We start from the raw sequence: 15,014 nt of genomic DNA on the forward strand, positions 1-15,014 counted from the left end.
AGACATGTAAGGGAGCCGCCATTGTGCCGCGTCGATCCCGCGCTCACAAGGCAGCGACCCGGGCCGGCGTGCCCCGCGACGGGCATCGTGTCGCGCGGCGCGCCGGAGGCGGCTTAATGCAACTGACGGTAGATCTGCTGTGCCAGCGCAAGCGAAATGCCTTCGACACTGGCCAGGTCCTCGACACTCGCCGCCTGCACGCCGCGCAATCCGCCGAAGCGCGACAACAGCCGCTGACGCCGTTTCGCGCCGACGCCTTCGAGTTCTTCCAGCCGCGAGGTCTGACGGGCTTTCGCACGTTTCGCCCGCATGCCGGTGATCGCGAAGCGGTGAGCTTCGTCGCGGATCTGCGCGACCAGCATCAGCGCTGCGCTTTCCTTGCCGAGTTCGAGCGCGGGCCGGCCGTCGGCGAAGATGAGCGTCTCCAGTCCAACCTTGCGCCCTTCCCCCTTCGCGACACCGACCAGCATGCCGTGATCGAGACCGAGTTCCGAGAACACCTGCTTCGCGATTTCCACCTGGCCCTTGCCACCGTCGATCAGCACGATGGTCGGCAGCGTGCCGCCTGCGGCGACGGGCTCGGCGCCATCGGGCGTTGCGTTCGGATCGGCGGCATCACCGGGCTGCAGGGTGGCGGCTTCGTCGGTGGCGTTGGCGGCCGCCTGCGCGACCATCTTCTCGTAGCGGCGCGTGAGCACCTGGCGCATGGCGGCGTAGTCGTCGCCGGGCGTGATGCCGGTGATGTTGTAGCGGCGATACTCGCCCGACTGCATCTTGTGATGATGGAACACGACGCACGACGCCTGCGTGGCCTCGCCCATCGTATGGCTGATGTCGAAGCACTCCACCCGCAGCTGCGCGAGGTCGTCCGTCTCCATGCCGAGCGTGTCGGCGAGCGCGCGGGTGCGGGCCTGCTGCGAACCCTGCTCCGACAGCAGCCGTGCGAGCGCGAGCCGCGCGTTCTGCTCGGCCATCGAGAGCCAAACACGCTTCTGTCCTTGCGGCTGGCGCAGCAGCGTGACTTTGTGCCCGGCCTGCTCGATCAGCAGGTCGACGAGATCGCGGCTCGAGGGCGCGTGACTCACGACAAGCACAGGCGGCACCCGATTGCCGATGTAATGCTGCGCCATGAACGCTTCCAGCACTTCGGCTTCGAGCGCGTTTTCGCGGGGTTGCGGGTCGGCTTCGGCTTCGGCTTCGGCTTCGGCTTCGGCTTCGGCTTCGGCTTCGCTCGCTCCGGCGACGGCATCCGCTTCAAGCTTAACCACACTCGCTTCGTCCGCCGCGGCGACGGGTTCGGCGTCGGCCGCAACCGGCGCGTCATCCGCCAGTTCGGGCAACTCGGACAACTCATCCTCGTCGCCCAGCGACAGCGCGCTTTCAACATGCGTCGGAAAGTACGCCTTGTCGCCGAGATGCCGGCCGCCGCGCACCATCGCGAGATTCACGCACACCTTGCCGCCCAGCGCGACCACCGCGAGGATATCGACATCGCTCTCGCCGCCTACCTCGATCGCCTGCTGATGCAGCACCGTCGACAGCGAGCTCATCTGATTGCGCACCGCCGCGGCCTGCTCGAACTTGAGATCGGCGGCGAAGGCGTGCATCTTCTGCTCGAGTTCCTTCATCACTTCGCCCTGCCGCCCGAGCAGGAAGCGCGACGCGTTGGCGACGTCGCGCGTGTAATCCTCCTCGCTGATGAGTCCGGTGCACGGCGCGGTGCAGCGCCCGATCTGATGCAGCAGACACGGCCTGGTGCGGTTGCTGAACACCGAGTCCTCGCACGTCCGCAACTGAAACACGCGCTGCAGGATCTGGATGCTCTCGCGCACGGCCCACGCGCTCGGAAACGGCCCGAAATACTGGTTCTTCTTGTCGACCGCGCCCCGGTAGTACGCCATGCGCGGGAACGTGTGGCCCGTGAGCTTGAGGAACGGATACGACTTGTCGTCGCGAAACAGGATGTTGTAGCGCGGCGCGAGCGCCTTGATCAGGTTGTTCTCGAGCAGCAGCGCTTCGGCTTCGGAACGCGTGACGGTGGTTTCGATCTTGCGGATGCGCGTCACCATCATCGCGATGCGCGGCGAATGCAGCGTCTTCGTGAAATAGCTCGACACGCGCTTCTTCAGATTGCGCGCCTTGCCGACGTACAGCACGTTGCCGCCGCTGTCGTAGTAGCGGTACACGCCCGGCAGATGGGGCAGTTGCGCAAGGGTCTTCTTCGGGTCGAACTCCGCGTCGGGAGCGGATTCGTGTGCGGCGGAGTCAGTCATGCAGCGAAAGTCGCGAGTGTCCCGCGCGAGGCGCGGCGCGAAGCCTGGATGGGGAGGCGCGCGCAGGCGCCAGGGCCGCGGTCGTTATCTTAGAATCGCCAGTTTAGAACATTACGCCGCGCGCCAACGTCCCATGTCCGAGCAGCCGCCCATGCCGTCCGCCACCCCGGAACTCGCCTGCGACATCTTTTGCGCGGTCATCGACAACTTCGGCGACATCGGCGTCTGCTGGCGGCTCGCGCGGCAGCTGCGAGCCGAATACGGCTGGCGCGTGCGGCTCGTCGTCGACGATCTGAAAGTCTTCCACGCCCTCTGCCCGGCCGTCGACGCCACGCTCGCGCGACAAGAAGCCATGGGCGTCGTGATCGAGCACTGGCGCGATCCCGCGCATGCCGGCGACAGGCTCGACATCGCGGACGTCGTGATCGAAGCGTTCGCGTGCGAGTTGCCGCCCGCCTACATCGCCTCGATGGCGCGGCGCGAGCGCAAGCCGGTCTGGGTGAACCTGGAGTATCTGAGCGGCGAAGACTGGGTCGCGGACTTTCACACGCGGCCGTCGCCGCATCCGCGGTATCCGCTCGAGAAGACCTTCTTCTTTCCCGGACTGGGCGCAGGCACGGGCGGCGTACTGAAGGAACGCGATCTCGACGCGCGACGCGCGGCGTTCGATGCGCCCGCCTGGTGGCGCGAACACGTGCATGGCGAGCCGCCAAGCGCCGACAGCACCGTCATCTCTCTGTTCACTTACGAGAACCCTGCCATCGACAGCATGCTCGCACAGTGGCGCGACGGCGCCGCGCCGGTCGTGCTGCTCGCGCCCGAAGGCCGCATCTCGGGCGCGTTGGCGCGCTTCTTCGGCGTGCCCCGCTTCGCGGCGGACATGTCGGCTCGTGCGGGCGCATTGCGGGCCCACGCGCTGGGATTCGTCGAGCAGCCGCGTTTCGACGCCTTGCTGTGGGCCGCCGACATCAATTTCGTGCGCGGCGAGGATTCGTTCGTGCGTGCGCAGTGGGCCTGCAAGCCGTTCGCCTGGCACATCTATCCGCAAGCCGACGACGCCCATCTCCCCAAGCTCGATGCCGCGCTCGCTCACTACACGCATGGGCTCGACGCGTCGGCGCGGGCCTCGACGGCACGCTTCTGGCACGCGTGGAACGGCGCGGGCACGCCGGACTGGGCCGATTTCTGGCGTCATCGCCGGGCGCTCGAGGCGCGCGCCGCGAGCTGGGCCGGCGAACTGGCGGGCATCGGCGACCTGGCGGGCAATCTCGTCGAGCATGTGCTTGCGCGCCTGCCTCGCGCGTGAGGACCCTGCCGCCGCCTGAGCGCTGCCCCTTCGCATGCGTCATCCAACTGGCCCAACGGGCAAAAACTCAGTTAAAATAAGCGGTTATCTGAGGAAGCTGCGCAAGCAGGCACCGGACAGGCGGTGGCAAGTTCCGGCCAACGCACCGGCGTCCTGCGACAGTCAGCAGCAATGAGCAGCAATGAGCAGCAACGGCCGGCATGGCAGACGACGTTGCATGACAAGCCGCCTTCCTCATTAGCCAGCATTCACGCGTGGCGGCAGAGCGCCGCTGCCGGATCGAATCATCCAGGCATGTAGCCCTATCCATTCGTACAGGACCCAGTTTTATGAAGACCGCACAAGAACTCCGCGTCGGCAACGTCGTCATGGTCGGCAGCGATGCCATGGTGGTGCAGCGCGCCGAGTACAACAAGTCGGGCCGCAACGCCGCGGTCGTGAAGATGAAGTTCAAGAACCTGCTGACGAACTCCGGCATGGAAACCGTCTACAAGGCGGACGACAAGTTCGACGTCGTGCTGCTGGACCGCAAGGAAGTGACTTACTCCTACTTCGCCGACCCGATGTACGTCTTCATGGACGCCGACTACAACCAGTTCGAAGTCGAAGCCGAAATGATGGGCGACGCGCTCAACTACCTCGAAGACGGCATGGCGTGCGAAGTCGTGTTCTACAACGAGAAGGCCATCTCGGTCGAACTGCCCACCACGCTCGTGCGCGAAATCATCTACACGGAACCGGCCGTGAAGGGCGACACGTCGTCGGGCAAGGTGCTGAAGACCGCCAAGCTGAACACCGGTTTTGAGCTGCAAGTGCCGCTGTTCTGCAATATCGGCGACAAGATCGAAATCGACACGCGTACGAACGAGTACCGCAGCCGCGCTTAAGTTTCGCACTCGCACGGCTACGCTGGAGCCGCGGCACGAAGCAACGCGCCGCGACCGCTCCCCGAACAAGCGCCCTTCCACGGGCGCTTTTTCTTTTGCATGAATTTCTTGACAAATTCAGGCAAACTTTACCGCTCGGGCCCTCATTTGATGAGATCGCGCTCGACCGCGAAACCTCCGCAAAGGCTACGCCATCCGGCCACGATCGGAAAAATCACCCGCGTGGCACGGTTCCTGCTGAAAACTTTCGATAACGATTTCAGAGCCGACATGCACAAACCGCGTCCCCTTACGAGCCGGTTGTTGATTGTGGCGGCACTCGCCCTGCCGCCTTTCGCGTTGTCGGGATGTAAATCGACGCCGCCGTCCGCAGCGCCCGCTGCCGGCCAGCCGGCGACCGATGATGCAACCTTGGCCGCCCGCGTGAAGCAGGCATTGGCTGCGGATCCACAGCTGAGATCGTTGCCGGTAAGCGTCGCGACGTATCACGGCGTGGTGCAGGTTGCGGGTTACGTGGAATCGGATGCGCAGATCGAGCGCGCGCTGGCCGTGACCCGCGCCGTGCCGGGCGTGCAATCCGTCAGCAACGAATTGCATCTCAGGCCGCGCTGAGGCGTTCACCGAAAAACAGATGACACACGAGTAATGCAGGACGAGAACCGCAGCGGGGCGGCAGACGAAAGCAGCGCCACCCGCCCACGAAACACCGAACGCCCGTGCCGCGCCGTTGCGGCAGGCACGTAGCAACGGTGCATTACAGTCCACTTCGAGACATTGGTCCGCCATGCCACACGCCCTGATTGTCGAAGACGATCCCAATAGCCTCTCAGGTCTGTCCGCGATTCTGTCGGCGGACGGCTTTTCCGTCGATACGGCGACGACCCTCGCCGAGGCACGCTCCGCGCTTACGCGCTTCATCCCCGATGTCGTGCTGATCGACCTGAATCTGCCAGACGGCAGCGGCCTCGATCTGTTGCCGAGCCTGCCCTCGCAACCGCCGGACGGCGCGTTGCCGGTGATCGTGATGACCGGCAACGCGACCGTGGAAAGCGCGATCGAGGGCTTGCGGCACGGCATCTGGGATTACCTGCTGAAGCCGGTCAACATTCCGCGCCTGCGCAGCCTGCTGGCGCGCATCCCGCGTCCGTATGAACTCACCGAGGAAGTGCAGGCGTTGCGCTCCACCCTGCGCGACCTGGGCCACTTCGGCGACATGACCGGCCGCAGCGCGGCGATGCAGCACGTCTACGATCTCATCGAACACACGGCGCCGACCGAAGCGGCCGTGTTGATCTGCGGCGAACCGGGCACGGGCAAGAAGATCGCGGCGCGCACGATTCATCAGCTGAGCCGTCGCCGCAAAGGCCCGTTCGTGACCTTCGACTGCTCCGCGTACCGCCATTCCGGCACGGCCGGCGAGGCGCCCCAGCGCACGATGGAAAGCATCCTGTTCGGTCATGAGCGCAATGCCTACGCGGGCGCGGAGCATCGCGAACCGGGCCTGCTGGAACAGGCGGGCGGCGGCACGCTGTTCCTCGACCAGATCGATTCCCTGCCGTTGCCGCAGCAGGAAGCGCTGTTGCGCGCGCTCGATTCGCAGACCTTCATGCGGGTGGGCGGCAGCAACCGGATCATGACGGACTTCCGCCTGATCGCCGCGTCGCGCACGCCGATGCGCGAGGCCGTTGCGAGCGGCGCGATGCGCGAAGACCTGTTCCAGCGGCTGTCGGCCTCGTCGATCATGCTGCCGCCGCTAAGCGAACGCGACGACGACATCGCGCTCATCGCGGAAGCGCTCGTCGACGAACTCAACCGCGAGAATCACATCGCCGGCATCACGAGCGGATCGCCGAAACGCGTCAGCCCCGCGTTCATCCGCGAGTGCTTCGCGACCGAATGGCCGGGCAACGTTCGCGAGATGCGCGAGCGCGTGCGGCGCGCTTACCACGCGTCGGGTGAAACCATCGAGACTTTGCGCGTCGATGAACCGGGCGGACTCGGCGGACGCGGCCTGAACGGCAGCAGCGTGCAGGTGACGGTGGGCACGGCGCTGGCCGACGTCGAGGACATGCTGATCCGCGCGACGCTCGAAGCGGTGGGCGGCACGCGGCATCGGGCGGCGACGCTGCTGGGCATCAGTCCGAAGACGCTCTACAACAAGCTGCAACGGATGAAGCTCGAGCCGTCGTGATGCTTTAACTAAGCTGAAAAAAAACGCCACGATCGTGGCGTTTTTTTTCATCTGAATCGTCCGCTGAACCGTCCGGAAGCAATCAGCCCAGCGTGTCCTTGATGAGCGCGCGGGCCGCCCGATACTCCGCCTGTCCCTGCAGTTTGTCCCAGCGCAGCGCCTTGCCGCGCGGCCGCATCTGCCTGAGCCGCTGCACCGACGTCTTCGACGGCGCATGCCGCAATTGCTTCAGCACTCGTCCCGCCTCTTCCGGCTGATTGCAGATCAGCACCATGTCGCAACCTGCCGCAAGCGCGGCGCTCGCCGCTTCGGTGAGCGTGCCGCCGGCGCGGGCCGCTTCCATCGAGAGATCGTCGCTGAAGATCGCGCCGTTGAAGCCAAGCCTGCCGCGCAGGATGTCCTGCAGCCAGATGCGCGAAAAGCCGGCGGGCTTGTCGTCGATCTGCGTGTAGATGACATGCGCCGGGATCACCGACGCCAGCGACATGCCGAGCCAGTCATAGGGACGCACGTCGGCGGCGAGGATGTCGTCGAGCGCGCGGTCGTCGGTGGGCAGCGCCACGTGCGAATCGGCGGACGCGAAACCGTGACCCGGGAAATGCTTGCCGCAGTTCGCCATGCCTGCGAGCGCCAGGCCGTGATTCAGGCTCTTCGCGAGCATCGTCACGACGCGCGGATCGCCATGCAGCGCACGATCGCCGATCACCTTCGACTGCCCGTAGTTCAGATCCAGCACCGGCGTGAAGCTCATGTCGATGCCGCACGCGCGCAGTTCGGACGCCAGCACGTAGCCGAACGCGGTCGCCGTCTTCGTCGCGGCGAGCACGTCACGGTCCCACAGCTCGCCGAGCCGGCCGGGCGCGGGCAGCACCGTGAAGCCATCGGTGCGGAAGCGCTGCACGCGCCCGCCTTCGTGATCGACGGCGATCAGGATGTCCTCGCGCACATCGCGGATCGCATCGGTCAATGCGACCAGCTGCGCGCGGTTCTCGAAGTGCCGCGCGAACAAGATGATCCCGCCGGTCATCGGATGCGTGAGGCGGTCGATGTCGGCGTCGGACAACGTCGTGCCGGCGACATCGAGCATGACGGGGCCGGGAGTGCGTTTCATCGATTTCAATGGAAGCCCTGAATGGATGGAAAGAGTGTCAGACGCGCTCGGGCGTCTCGGCGATCACGAACGACACCGCGTAGTCGCGCTCGTCGCTGACCGTGATCTGCGCGGTGATGCCGCGCTGCGCGAGCCACTCGGCCAGTTCGCCGGACGCGACGCACACGGGCTTGCCGCTCGGCTCGTTGAGCGTTTGCAATGCGCGCCAGGTCATCGGCCAGCGCATGCCGAGGCCGATCGCCTTCGAAAACGCTTCCTTGGCCGAAAAGCGCGTGGCAAGGAACGCGAGGCCGCGCACTTCCGAGCGCGCGCGCCGGGCGTGATAGATGCGCAGTTCGTCCGGGCCGAGCACTTTCTCGGCGAAACGTCCCTTGGTGCGCGCCATGACCGCCGCGATGCGGCTGACCTGCGCGATGTCGGTGCCGATTCCGTAGATCGCCATGTGGATTCGCGTTAGCGTGCGTGACCGGCGGCGAGACGCGAGGCGACCATGATCGCCTTCATCTCGCGGACCGCGTTGTCCCAGCCGGCGAAGATCGCATGCGCGACGATCGCGTGACCGATGTTCAGTTCGACGATGCCCGGCAGCGCGGCGATCGCCTGCACGTTGGTGTAGTGCAGCCCGTGCCCGGCGTTGACCTTCAGACCCAGCGCATTGCCGAAGTCGACGCTCCGTGCCACGCGCTCGAATTCGTCCTGCTGCGCGGCTTCGTCGTGCGCCTCGGCATAGCGGCCGGTATGCAGTTCGATGACCGGCGCGCCCGCTTCCTGCGCCGCGCGAATCTGCGTCTCGTCCGGATCGATGAACAGCGACACGCGCGCGCCCGCGTCGGCCAGTTGCCGGCACGCGGCCTTCACTTCTTCGAAGCGGCCCGCGACATCGAGGCCGCCTTCGGTCGTGACTTCCTGACGCTTCTCCGGCACGAGACAGACATCGTGCGGCTGGATCTCGCACGCGATGTCGAGCATCTCGCGCGTCACCGCGCACTCCAGATTCATGCGCGTTTTCAGCAGCGGACGCAGCGTGCGCACGTCGGCATCGACGATATGGCGGCGGTCTTCGCGCAGATGCAGCGTGATGACGTCGGCGCCCGCTTCCTCGGCGGCCAGCGCCGCGCGGATCGGATCGGGATAGGACGTGCCGCGCGCATTGCGCAGCGTGGCGACGTGATCGATATTCACGCCCAGATCGATCACGTTCGCAGGCGACGAGAGAAAGAAGCTCATAGTTTTTGCAGGTCGATCAGTATCTGACGGGTGGCGAGCGGCGTGCCGCCCAGGTAATGATTCAGCAGGAAGCGCATCAGCGTCTTGCTCTGGGCCGCGGCCTGCGGGCTGGCGAAGTCGTCGCGCTCCATGTCGAGCAGCGTCTGTCCCGAGATCACCGGCCATTGCGGCGGAAGATCATCGGACGCTTCGCGCACGCCGCGGTCCGGATCGAACACGTAGCGGCCGTCGGGCGTCACGGGCTGGCGCGTCACGGTGCGCGTCAGGTTCATTGCATAGCCGGTTTCGCGCAACAGCACGCGCTCGAACGAACGCAGCACCTGCACGGCAGGTTCGTCGTGAGCCAGGCGCGAGAGCGTCAGCACGTAGTGATTGAAAAGCGCGGGATGCGCGTCCTCGCGGGCGCAGAACTTCACCAGCAACTCGTTGACGTAGAAGCCGCACAGCAGCGCGTCGCCCGCGAGCGGCAGCATGCCGCCGACCCATTCGGCCGTGGTCAGCGTGCGCACTTCGCCCTTGCCGGTCCACGACAGTCCGAGCGGCTGGAAGGTCTGCAACACGCCGCGCAGCGCGGAATGCGGGCGTTTCGCGCCTTTCGCGACGAGCGCGACACGGCCGTAATCGCGCGAAAACACGTCGATGATCAGGCTTGTCTCGCGATACGGATAGCTGTGCAGCACGAAGCCCGGTTGCTCGGCAATGCGGAAGTCCGAACGCGGCGCGGCGCGTGGACGCTTCTCCAGCTTCTCCGCGCCTTCGCTCGCGGACGCGCCGGCGCTGGTTGCCGCTCCGCGCGCGCGCTTTTTCGCGACGCGCGCGGCCGGACGCTCGGTCGCGTCGAAATCGTCGTCAGGACGATCGTCGGCGGACGGCGTCATCCACGCGTCATTCGTGCCGTCGTCCATGAGTGGTGGCTCATCCGTTTCGGTCGCTGTTTATTCGTAGCCGTAGGCGCGCAAGCCGGCTTCGTTGTCGGCCCAACCGCTCTTCACCTTGACGAAGGTTTCCAGATACACGGGGCCGTCGAACAGCTTCTCCATGTCGAGGCGCGCTTCGGTGCTGATCTGCTTCAGCTTCGCGCCCTTCTGGCCGATGATCATCGCCTTGTGGCCGTCACGGTCCACCATGATGGTCGCGAACACGCGACGCAGGCGGCCTTCGGTCTCGAACTTCTCGATCAGCACGGTGCTCGTGTACGGCAGTTCGTCGCCGGTCCAGCGGAACACTTTCTCGCGCAGGATTTCCGCCGCAAGGAAACGCTCGCTGCGGTCGGTGAGATCGTCTTCGCCGTAGATCGGCTCGCCTTCGGGCAGATACGGCTTGAGCACGGTGAGCAGACGCTTGATGTCTTCGGGCTGCTTCGCCGCCAGCGGCACGATCTCGCGGAAGTCACGCAACGCCGACATCTGCTGCATGAACGGGAACAGCGAATTCTTGTCGCCGACGCGGTCGAGCTTGTTGGCGATCAGCAGCGTGGGTGTGCCGGGCGGAATCAGATTGAGCACTTGCTGGTCGTCGGGACCGAAACGGCCAGCCTCGATGACGAACAGGATGGCGTCGACGGAGGTGAGCGTCGAGGTCACCGCGCGGTTCAGCGAGCGGTTGAGCGCGCCGCTGTGGCGCGTCTGGAAACCGGGGGTATCGACGAAGATGTACTGCGCGTCGCCGATGGTGTTGATGCCGGTGATGCGGTGGCGCGTGGTCTGCGCCTTGCGCGAGGTGATGCTCACCTTCTGGCCGACGAGCGCGTTCATCAGCGTCGATTTGCCGACGTTCGGCCGGCCGACGATGGCGATCATGCCGCAGCGGAAACCGGGGGATACAGAAGTGTTCATAGTCGTGTGCAGCAAGGTTTCGTTGGGGCGCGGCGGAGCAAGCCGGGCCCGGGCGCGCGGCGGCGCGTGTCAGTGACCGGCGTCGGCGGCGCGCGCGACGCGGCCCGCGGGCGCCTCGGCGGCGGTGCCTGCGTCCGCGGCCGGTTCGGCGTGCACGGCCTGCTCCGCCGTGGCCGCTTCGCTTTTCACGATTTTCTCGGGCTTGTGGATTACCGCGCGTTCGGGCTTGTCGGCGGCAGCATAGGCGCCCGCCGACGGTTCCACGTGCGTCGCCCGGATGACCGCGAGCGGCGGCGCGACTGCCGGACGTTCGTCGGCAACATGCGGCACGCCGTGGCTGCCATGCTGGCGCTCACGCCGGTCGGGCGAACGCAGGTCGAGCGCGGCCTGGATACCGGTGACGCCGGGCACCACTTCCAGCTCGGCCAGCTTGGCCGAACGCGCGCCCTTGCGCTTCGGCTTGACGCCGAGCGTGGGCGCGGCGGCCGCCACTTCGTCGAGCGCCTTCTTGGCCGCAGCCTGCTCGGCCGCGCGACGGCTGGCGCCGGAGCCGGACACCTTGACGTCGAGCTTGGGCACCGAGCATTCCACTTCGAACTGCTGGTTGTGCGCGGCGCCGTGCGTCGCGACGACGGTATAGGTCGGCAGCGCGATCTTGTGGCCTTGCAGATATTCCTGAAGCAGCGTCTTGGCGTCCTTGCCGATGGTGCGCGGATCGATGTGATCCAGCACCGGCGTGTAGAGGCGCTTGATGACGGTCGCGGCGGCGTCGAAACCGCCGTCGAGGAAGATGGCGCCGAAAATGGCTTCGAGCGTGTCCGCCAGAATGGACGGGCGACGGAAGCCGCCGCTGCGCAGTTCGCCTTCACCGAGCCGCAGCCCTTCCGAGACGTTCAGCGCCTGCGCGATTTCGTAGAGGGATTGTTGCTTGACCAGATTCGCGCGGACTCGGGAAAGATCGCCTTCGTCGAGTTTGCCGAATCGTTGAAACAAAAGCGCAGCCACCACGCAATTTAGAACGGAATCGCCGAGAAATTCGAGCCGTTCATTGTTCGTGGCACTGTGACTGCGGTGGGTCATCGCCTGGCGCAGCAATTCCGCATTGCGAAATTCGTACCGCAGCCGGCTTTCCAGCGGAGAAGAGGGCATGGAGAGAGTATAACGCGGGCGCGACGGGCGACGATTCCGTCATCCGCCGCCGGAAAACGCGCGCGGAGACGGTGTTAGCCGCGCTTCTTCACGCCGTTTCGAAGCTTTTGTTTTTGATGTTTTCGGAACGCCGGCTGCGTTGCATGACGAGCCGGCGCAGCACGCGTCATTCGAACGAGCCGATGCGTTTCAGATTACCGAAGTTCATCCAGATGAAGAACGCACGTCCGACGATGTTCTGATCCGGCACGAAACCCCAATAGCGGCTGTCCGCGCTGTTGTCGCGGTTGTCGCCCATCATGAAGTAATGGCCCGGCGGGACCTTGCAGGTCACGCCCTGTGCGTTGTAGTTGCAGTTGTCGCGAAACGGAAAGTCTTCGGCGCCCATGATGTACGGCGGCACTTGCGGATTGTTCAGGATCGCGTTCTTGCGACCGTTGCCGAGGTCTTCCATGAACTGCTTCGAATAGCCGATGCTCTCGCTGTCGAAATAATCGGGCATCGGCGTTTCGGGCACCGGCTTGCCGTTGATGGTGAGCTTCTTGTCTTCGTAGGCGACCGTGTCGCCCGGCAGGCCGATCACGCGCTTGATGTAGTCGACCGACTCGTCCTTCGGATAGCGGAACACGACCACGTCGCCCCGTTGCAGCGGACTGCCCTGCGTCATCTTGGTGTTGCTGATCGGCAGGCGCAGACCGTACTCGTACTTGTTGACGAGGATGAAGTCGCCGACGAGCAGTGTCGGGATCATGGAGCCGGACGGAATCTTGAACGGCTCGATGATGAACGAACGCACCACGAAGACCGCCAGGATCACCGGGAAGAAGCTCGCCGTGTATTCGAGCCACCACGGCTGGCGCAGCTTGTCGTCGCGCATGCGGGCGCGGGTCTGGTCGGCGTTCTCGTCGGCGAAACGCTCGCCCACACGCTCCTGCTGGCGGTCGAATTCGGCGACCGCGGCCTCGGCGGCGCGACGCCGTTGCGGCAGGAACACCAGTTTGTCGAACACCCACGCAATACCCGTCAGCACGACGAGAATCAAAAGAATCAATGCAAAATTCATCAATCGCTTCCGGTTGTTATCGTTGTTTGCCCGACGGACGCGCCGCCGGGCGGAACGGCGCGGACGTCAATCGTCCACGCGCAGGATGGCCAGGAAGGCTTCCTGCGGAATCTCGACCGAGCCGACCTGCTTCATGCGCTTCTTGCCGGCCTTCTGTTTCTCGAGCAGCTTCTTCTTGCGCGAGATGTCGCCGCCATAGCACTTCGCCAGCACGTTCTTGCGCAGCGCCTTGATATTCTCGCGCGCGATGATGTTCGAACCGATGGTCGCCTGGATGGCCACGTCGTACATCTGGCGCGGAATCAGCTCGCGCATCTTCGACGCCACTTCGCGCCCGCGATACTGGCTCTGCGAACGGTGCACGATGACGGACAGCGCATCGACCTTGTCGCCGTTGATGAGCATATCCACCTTAACCACGTCGGCCGCGCGATATTCCTTGAACTCGTAATCCATCGACGCATAACCGCGCGACGTGGACTTCAGGCGGTCGAAGAAGTCGAGCACGATTTCCGCCATCGGGATTTCGTACGTGAGCTGCACCTGGCGGCCGTGATACTGCATGTTGATCTGCGAGCCGCGCTTGGCCGTGCACAGCGTGATGACCGAGCCGACATATTCCTGCGGCATGTACAGGTTCACGGTGACGATCGGCTCGCGCACTTCATCGATCTTCGGCGGCTCCGGCATCTTGGCCGGATTCTCGACCATGATCGTGGTGCCGTCGCTTTGCAGGACTTCGTAGATCACGGTGGGCGCGGTCGTGATGAGGTCCATGTCGAACTCGCGCTCGAGGCGCTCCTGCACGATTTCCATGTGCAGCAGGCCGAGGAACCCGCAGCGGAAACCGAAGCCCAGCGCCTGCGACACTTCCGGCTCGAACTGCAGCGAGGCGTCGTTCAGCTTCAGCTTTTCGAGCGACTCGCGCAGCGCGTCGTACTGGTTGGCTTCGACCGGATAGAGGCCGGCGAACACCTGCGGCTTCACTTCCTTGAAGCCCGGCAGCGGTTCGCTTGCCGGACGGGTCGAAACGGTGACGGTATCGCCGACCTTCGCGGCCGTCAGTTCCTTGATGCCCGCGATCACGAAGCCCACCTGCCCCGCCGACAGCTCCGGAAGGTGCGTGGACTTCGGCGCGAACACGCCGACATGCTCGACCGGATACTGCGCGCCGGTCGCTATCATCTTGATCTTGTCTTTCGGCCTGAGCACGCCGTTGACGATGCGCACCAGCATCACGACGCCGACGTAATTGTCGAACCACGAGTCGATGATCAGCGCCTGCAGCGGGGCTTCCGGATCGCCCTTGGGCGGCGGCACTTTCGCGATCAGCGATTCGAGCACGTCCGCCACGCCGAGGCCGGTCTTCGCGCTGCAATGCACGGCGTCGGTGGCGTCGATGCCGATCACGTCCTCGATTTCGGTGATCGCATTTTCGGGATTCGCTGCCGGCAGATCGATCTTGTTCAGCACCGGCACCACTTCCACGCCCAGTTCGATGGCCGTGTAGCAGTTCGCGACGGTCTGCGCCTCGACGCCCTGGCTCGCGTCCACCACGAGCAGCGCGCCTTCGCAGGCGGACAGCGAACGGCTGACTTCATAAGAGAAGTCGACGTGTCCGGGGGTATCGATGAGATTCAGGTTGTAGGTCTTGCCGTCGCGCGCCTGGTAGGTCAGCGCCGCGGTCTGTGCTTTGATGGTGATGCCGCGCTCGCGTTCCAGGTCCATCGAATCGAGCACCTGCGCTTCCATCTCGCGGTCGGACAAGCCGCCGCACAGCTGGATGATGCGGTCGGCGAGCGTCGACTTGCCGTGGTCGATGTGCGCAATGATCGAGAAATTACGAATATGGTCCATTCAGTGCCGCAAGCAGAAAAAGCGAAAAAGGCGCGCCCTCAGCAACGCGGAGCACGCCTTGAAAATTTCGGGGAAAACTTCGGCATTTTAGCCGAAAACGGGTTTGACCCGCCGC

The 15,014-nt window shown here is 65.0% G+C and carries 13 protein-coding genes; 4 read left to right on the plus strand and 9 right to left on the minus strand.

Annotated features, from left to right (window positions below; genetic code table 11):
• Window positions 1-113: 113 nt before the first annotated feature.
• Entirely contained in the window at window positions 114-2,273 is a 2,160-nt protein-coding gene (gene uvrC / locus QCE63_RS10995; RefSeq protein WP_309832847.1) for an excinuclease ABC subunit UvrC, read from the minus strand.
• Window positions 2,274-2,406: 133 nt separating this feature from the next.
• Here uvrC and earP point away from each other — a divergent pair, with 133 nt between their 5' ends.
• The 4 genes from earP (at window position 2,407) to QCE63_RS11015 (ending at window position 6,657) form a co-directional block, all read left to right on the plus strand.
• The gene (gene earP / locus QCE63_RS11000; protein WP_404990098.1) at window positions 2,407-3,579 is read left to right on the plus strand and encodes an elongation factor P maturation arginine rhamnosyltransferase EarP; all 1,173 of its coding nucleotides are present in this window, start codon (window positions 2,407-2,409) and stop codon (window positions 3,577-3,579) included.
• Window positions 3,580-3,908: 329 nt separating this feature from the next.
• Entirely contained in the window at window positions 3,909-4,466 is a 558-nt protein-coding gene (gene efp / locus QCE63_RS11005) for an elongation factor P (protein WP_309832849.1), read from the plus strand.
• A gap of 270 nt (window positions 4,467-4,736) precedes the next feature.
• Window positions 4,737-5,078, plus strand: coding sequence for a BON domain-containing protein (locus QCE63_RS11010; RefSeq protein WP_309833774.1), 342 nt, complete (start codon window positions 4,737-4,739; stop codon window positions 5,076-5,078).
• A gap of 172 nt (window positions 5,079-5,250) precedes the next feature.
• A complete protein-coding gene (locus QCE63_RS11015) occupies window positions 5,251-6,657 on the plus strand; it encodes a sigma-54 dependent transcriptional regulator (protein WP_309832851.1) in 1,407 nt (468 codons plus the stop codon).
• 82 nt (window positions 6,658-6,739) lie between these two features.
• On the opposite strand, the gene nagZ is transcribed toward QCE63_RS11015, so the two are convergent.
• From nagZ to lepA, 8 genes are all read right to left on the minus strand, one after another.
• A complete protein-coding gene (gene nagZ, locus QCE63_RS11020) occupies window positions 6,740-7,768 on the minus strand; it encodes a beta-N-acetylhexosaminidase (protein WP_309832853.1) in 1,029 nt (342 codons plus the stop codon).
• A gap of 37 nt (window positions 7,769-7,805) precedes the next feature.
• Complete coding sequence (acpS, locus tag QCE63_RS11025; RefSeq protein ID WP_309832854.1) at window positions 7,806-8,210, minus strand: holo-ACP synthase; 405 nt, start codon at window positions 8,208-8,210, stop codon at window positions 7,806-7,808.
• A gap of 11 nt (window positions 8,211-8,221) precedes the next feature.
• Window positions 8,222-8,995: a pyridoxine 5'-phosphate synthase gene (gene pdxJ / locus QCE63_RS11030; RefSeq protein WP_309832856.1), complete on the minus strand. Its 774-nt coding sequence runs from the start codon at window positions 8,993-8,995 to the stop codon at window positions 8,222-8,224.
• Window positions 8,992-9,900, minus strand: a complete 909-nt coding sequence (recO, locus tag QCE63_RS11035; protein WP_309832857.1) for a DNA repair protein RecO — start codon at window positions 9,898-9,900, stop codon at window positions 8,992-8,994. Before recO ends, pdxJ begins: the two co-directional genes overlap by 4 nt.
• A gap of 30 nt (window positions 9,901-9,930) precedes the next feature.
• The gene (gene era, locus QCE63_RS11040; RefSeq protein ID WP_309833775.1) at window positions 9,931-10,794 is read right to left on the minus strand and encodes a GTPase Era; all 864 of its coding nucleotides are present in this window, start codon (window positions 10,792-10,794) and stop codon (window positions 9,931-9,933) included.
• Window positions 10,795-10,899: 105 nt separating this feature from the next.
• Window positions 10,900-11,979 carry a ribonuclease III gene (gene rnc / locus QCE63_RS11045; RefSeq protein ID WP_309832859.1) on the minus strand — a complete coding sequence of 360 codons (1,080 nt, stop codon included), beginning with the start codon at window positions 11,977-11,979 and terminating at the stop codon, window positions 10,900-10,902.
• A 166-nt stretch (window positions 11,980-12,145) separates the two neighbouring features.
• Entirely contained in the window at window positions 12,146-13,042 is an 897-nt protein-coding gene (gene lepB / locus QCE63_RS11050) for a signal peptidase I (protein WP_309832861.1), read from the minus strand.
• 66 nt (window positions 13,043-13,108) lie between these two features.
• On the minus strand, window positions 13,109-14,899 hold the full coding sequence (gene lepA, locus QCE63_RS11055) for a translation elongation factor 4 (RefSeq protein WP_309832863.1): 1,791 nt from the start codon (window positions 14,897-14,899) through the stop codon (window positions 13,109-13,111).
• Window positions 14,900-15,014: the final 115 nt, after the last annotated feature.

It is taken from the genome of Caballeronia sp. LZ065, from assembly GCF_031450975.1.
In the GTDB taxonomy this organism is placed as follows: domain Bacteria; phylum Pseudomonadota; class Gammaproteobacteria; order Burkholderiales; family Burkholderiaceae; genus Caballeronia.

What these genes read in the sequence shown, in the direction of transcription:
- uvrC (WP_309832847.1), bottom strand. Translation starts at nt 2,273, where the DNA reads ATGACTGACTCCGCCGCACACGAATCCGCTCCCGACGCGGAGTTCGAC.
- earP (WP_404990098.1), top strand. Translation starts at nt 2,407, where the DNA reads ATGTCCGAGCAGCCGCCCATGCCGTCCGCCACCCCGGAACTCGCCTGC.
- efp (WP_309832849.1), top strand. Translation starts at nt 3,909, where the DNA reads ATGAAGACCGCACAAGAACTCCGCGTCGGCAACGTCGTCATGGTCGGC.
- QCE63_RS11010 (WP_309833774.1), top strand. Translation starts at nt 4,737, where the DNA reads ATGCACAAACCGCGTCCCCTTACGAGCCGGTTGTTGATTGTGGCGGCA.
- QCE63_RS11015 (WP_309832851.1), top strand. Translation starts at nt 5,251, where the DNA reads ATGCCACACGCCCTGATTGTCGAAGACGATCCCAATAGCCTCTCAGGT.
- nagZ (WP_309832853.1), bottom strand. Translation starts at nt 7,768, where the DNA reads ATGAAACGCACTCCCGGCCCCGTCATGCTCGATGTCGCCGGCACGACG.
- acpS (WP_309832854.1), bottom strand. Translation starts at nt 8,210, where the DNA reads ATGGCGATCTACGGAATCGGCACCGACATCGCGCAGGTCAGCCGCATC.
- pdxJ (WP_309832856.1), bottom strand. Translation starts at nt 8,995, where the DNA reads ATGAGCTTCTTTCTCTCGTCGCCTGCGAACGTGATCGATCTGGGCGTG.
- recO (WP_309832857.1), bottom strand. Translation starts at nt 9,900, where the DNA reads ATGGACGACGGCACGAATGACGCGTGGATGACGCCGTCCGCCGACGAT.
- era (WP_309833775.1), bottom strand. Translation starts at nt 10,794, where the DNA reads ATGATCGCCATCGTCGGCCGGCCGAACGTCGGCAAATCGACGCTGATG.
- rnc (WP_309832859.1), bottom strand. Translation starts at nt 11,979, where the DNA reads ATGCCCTCTTCTCCGCTGGAAAGCCGGCTGCGGTACGAATTTCGCAAT.
- lepB (WP_309832861.1), bottom strand. Translation starts at nt 13,042, where the DNA reads ATGAATTTTGCATTGATTCTTTTGATTCTCGTCGTGCTGACGGGTATT.
- lepA (WP_309832863.1), bottom strand. Translation starts at nt 14,899, where the DNA reads ATGGACCATATTCGTAATTTCTCGATCATTGCGCACATCGACCACGGC.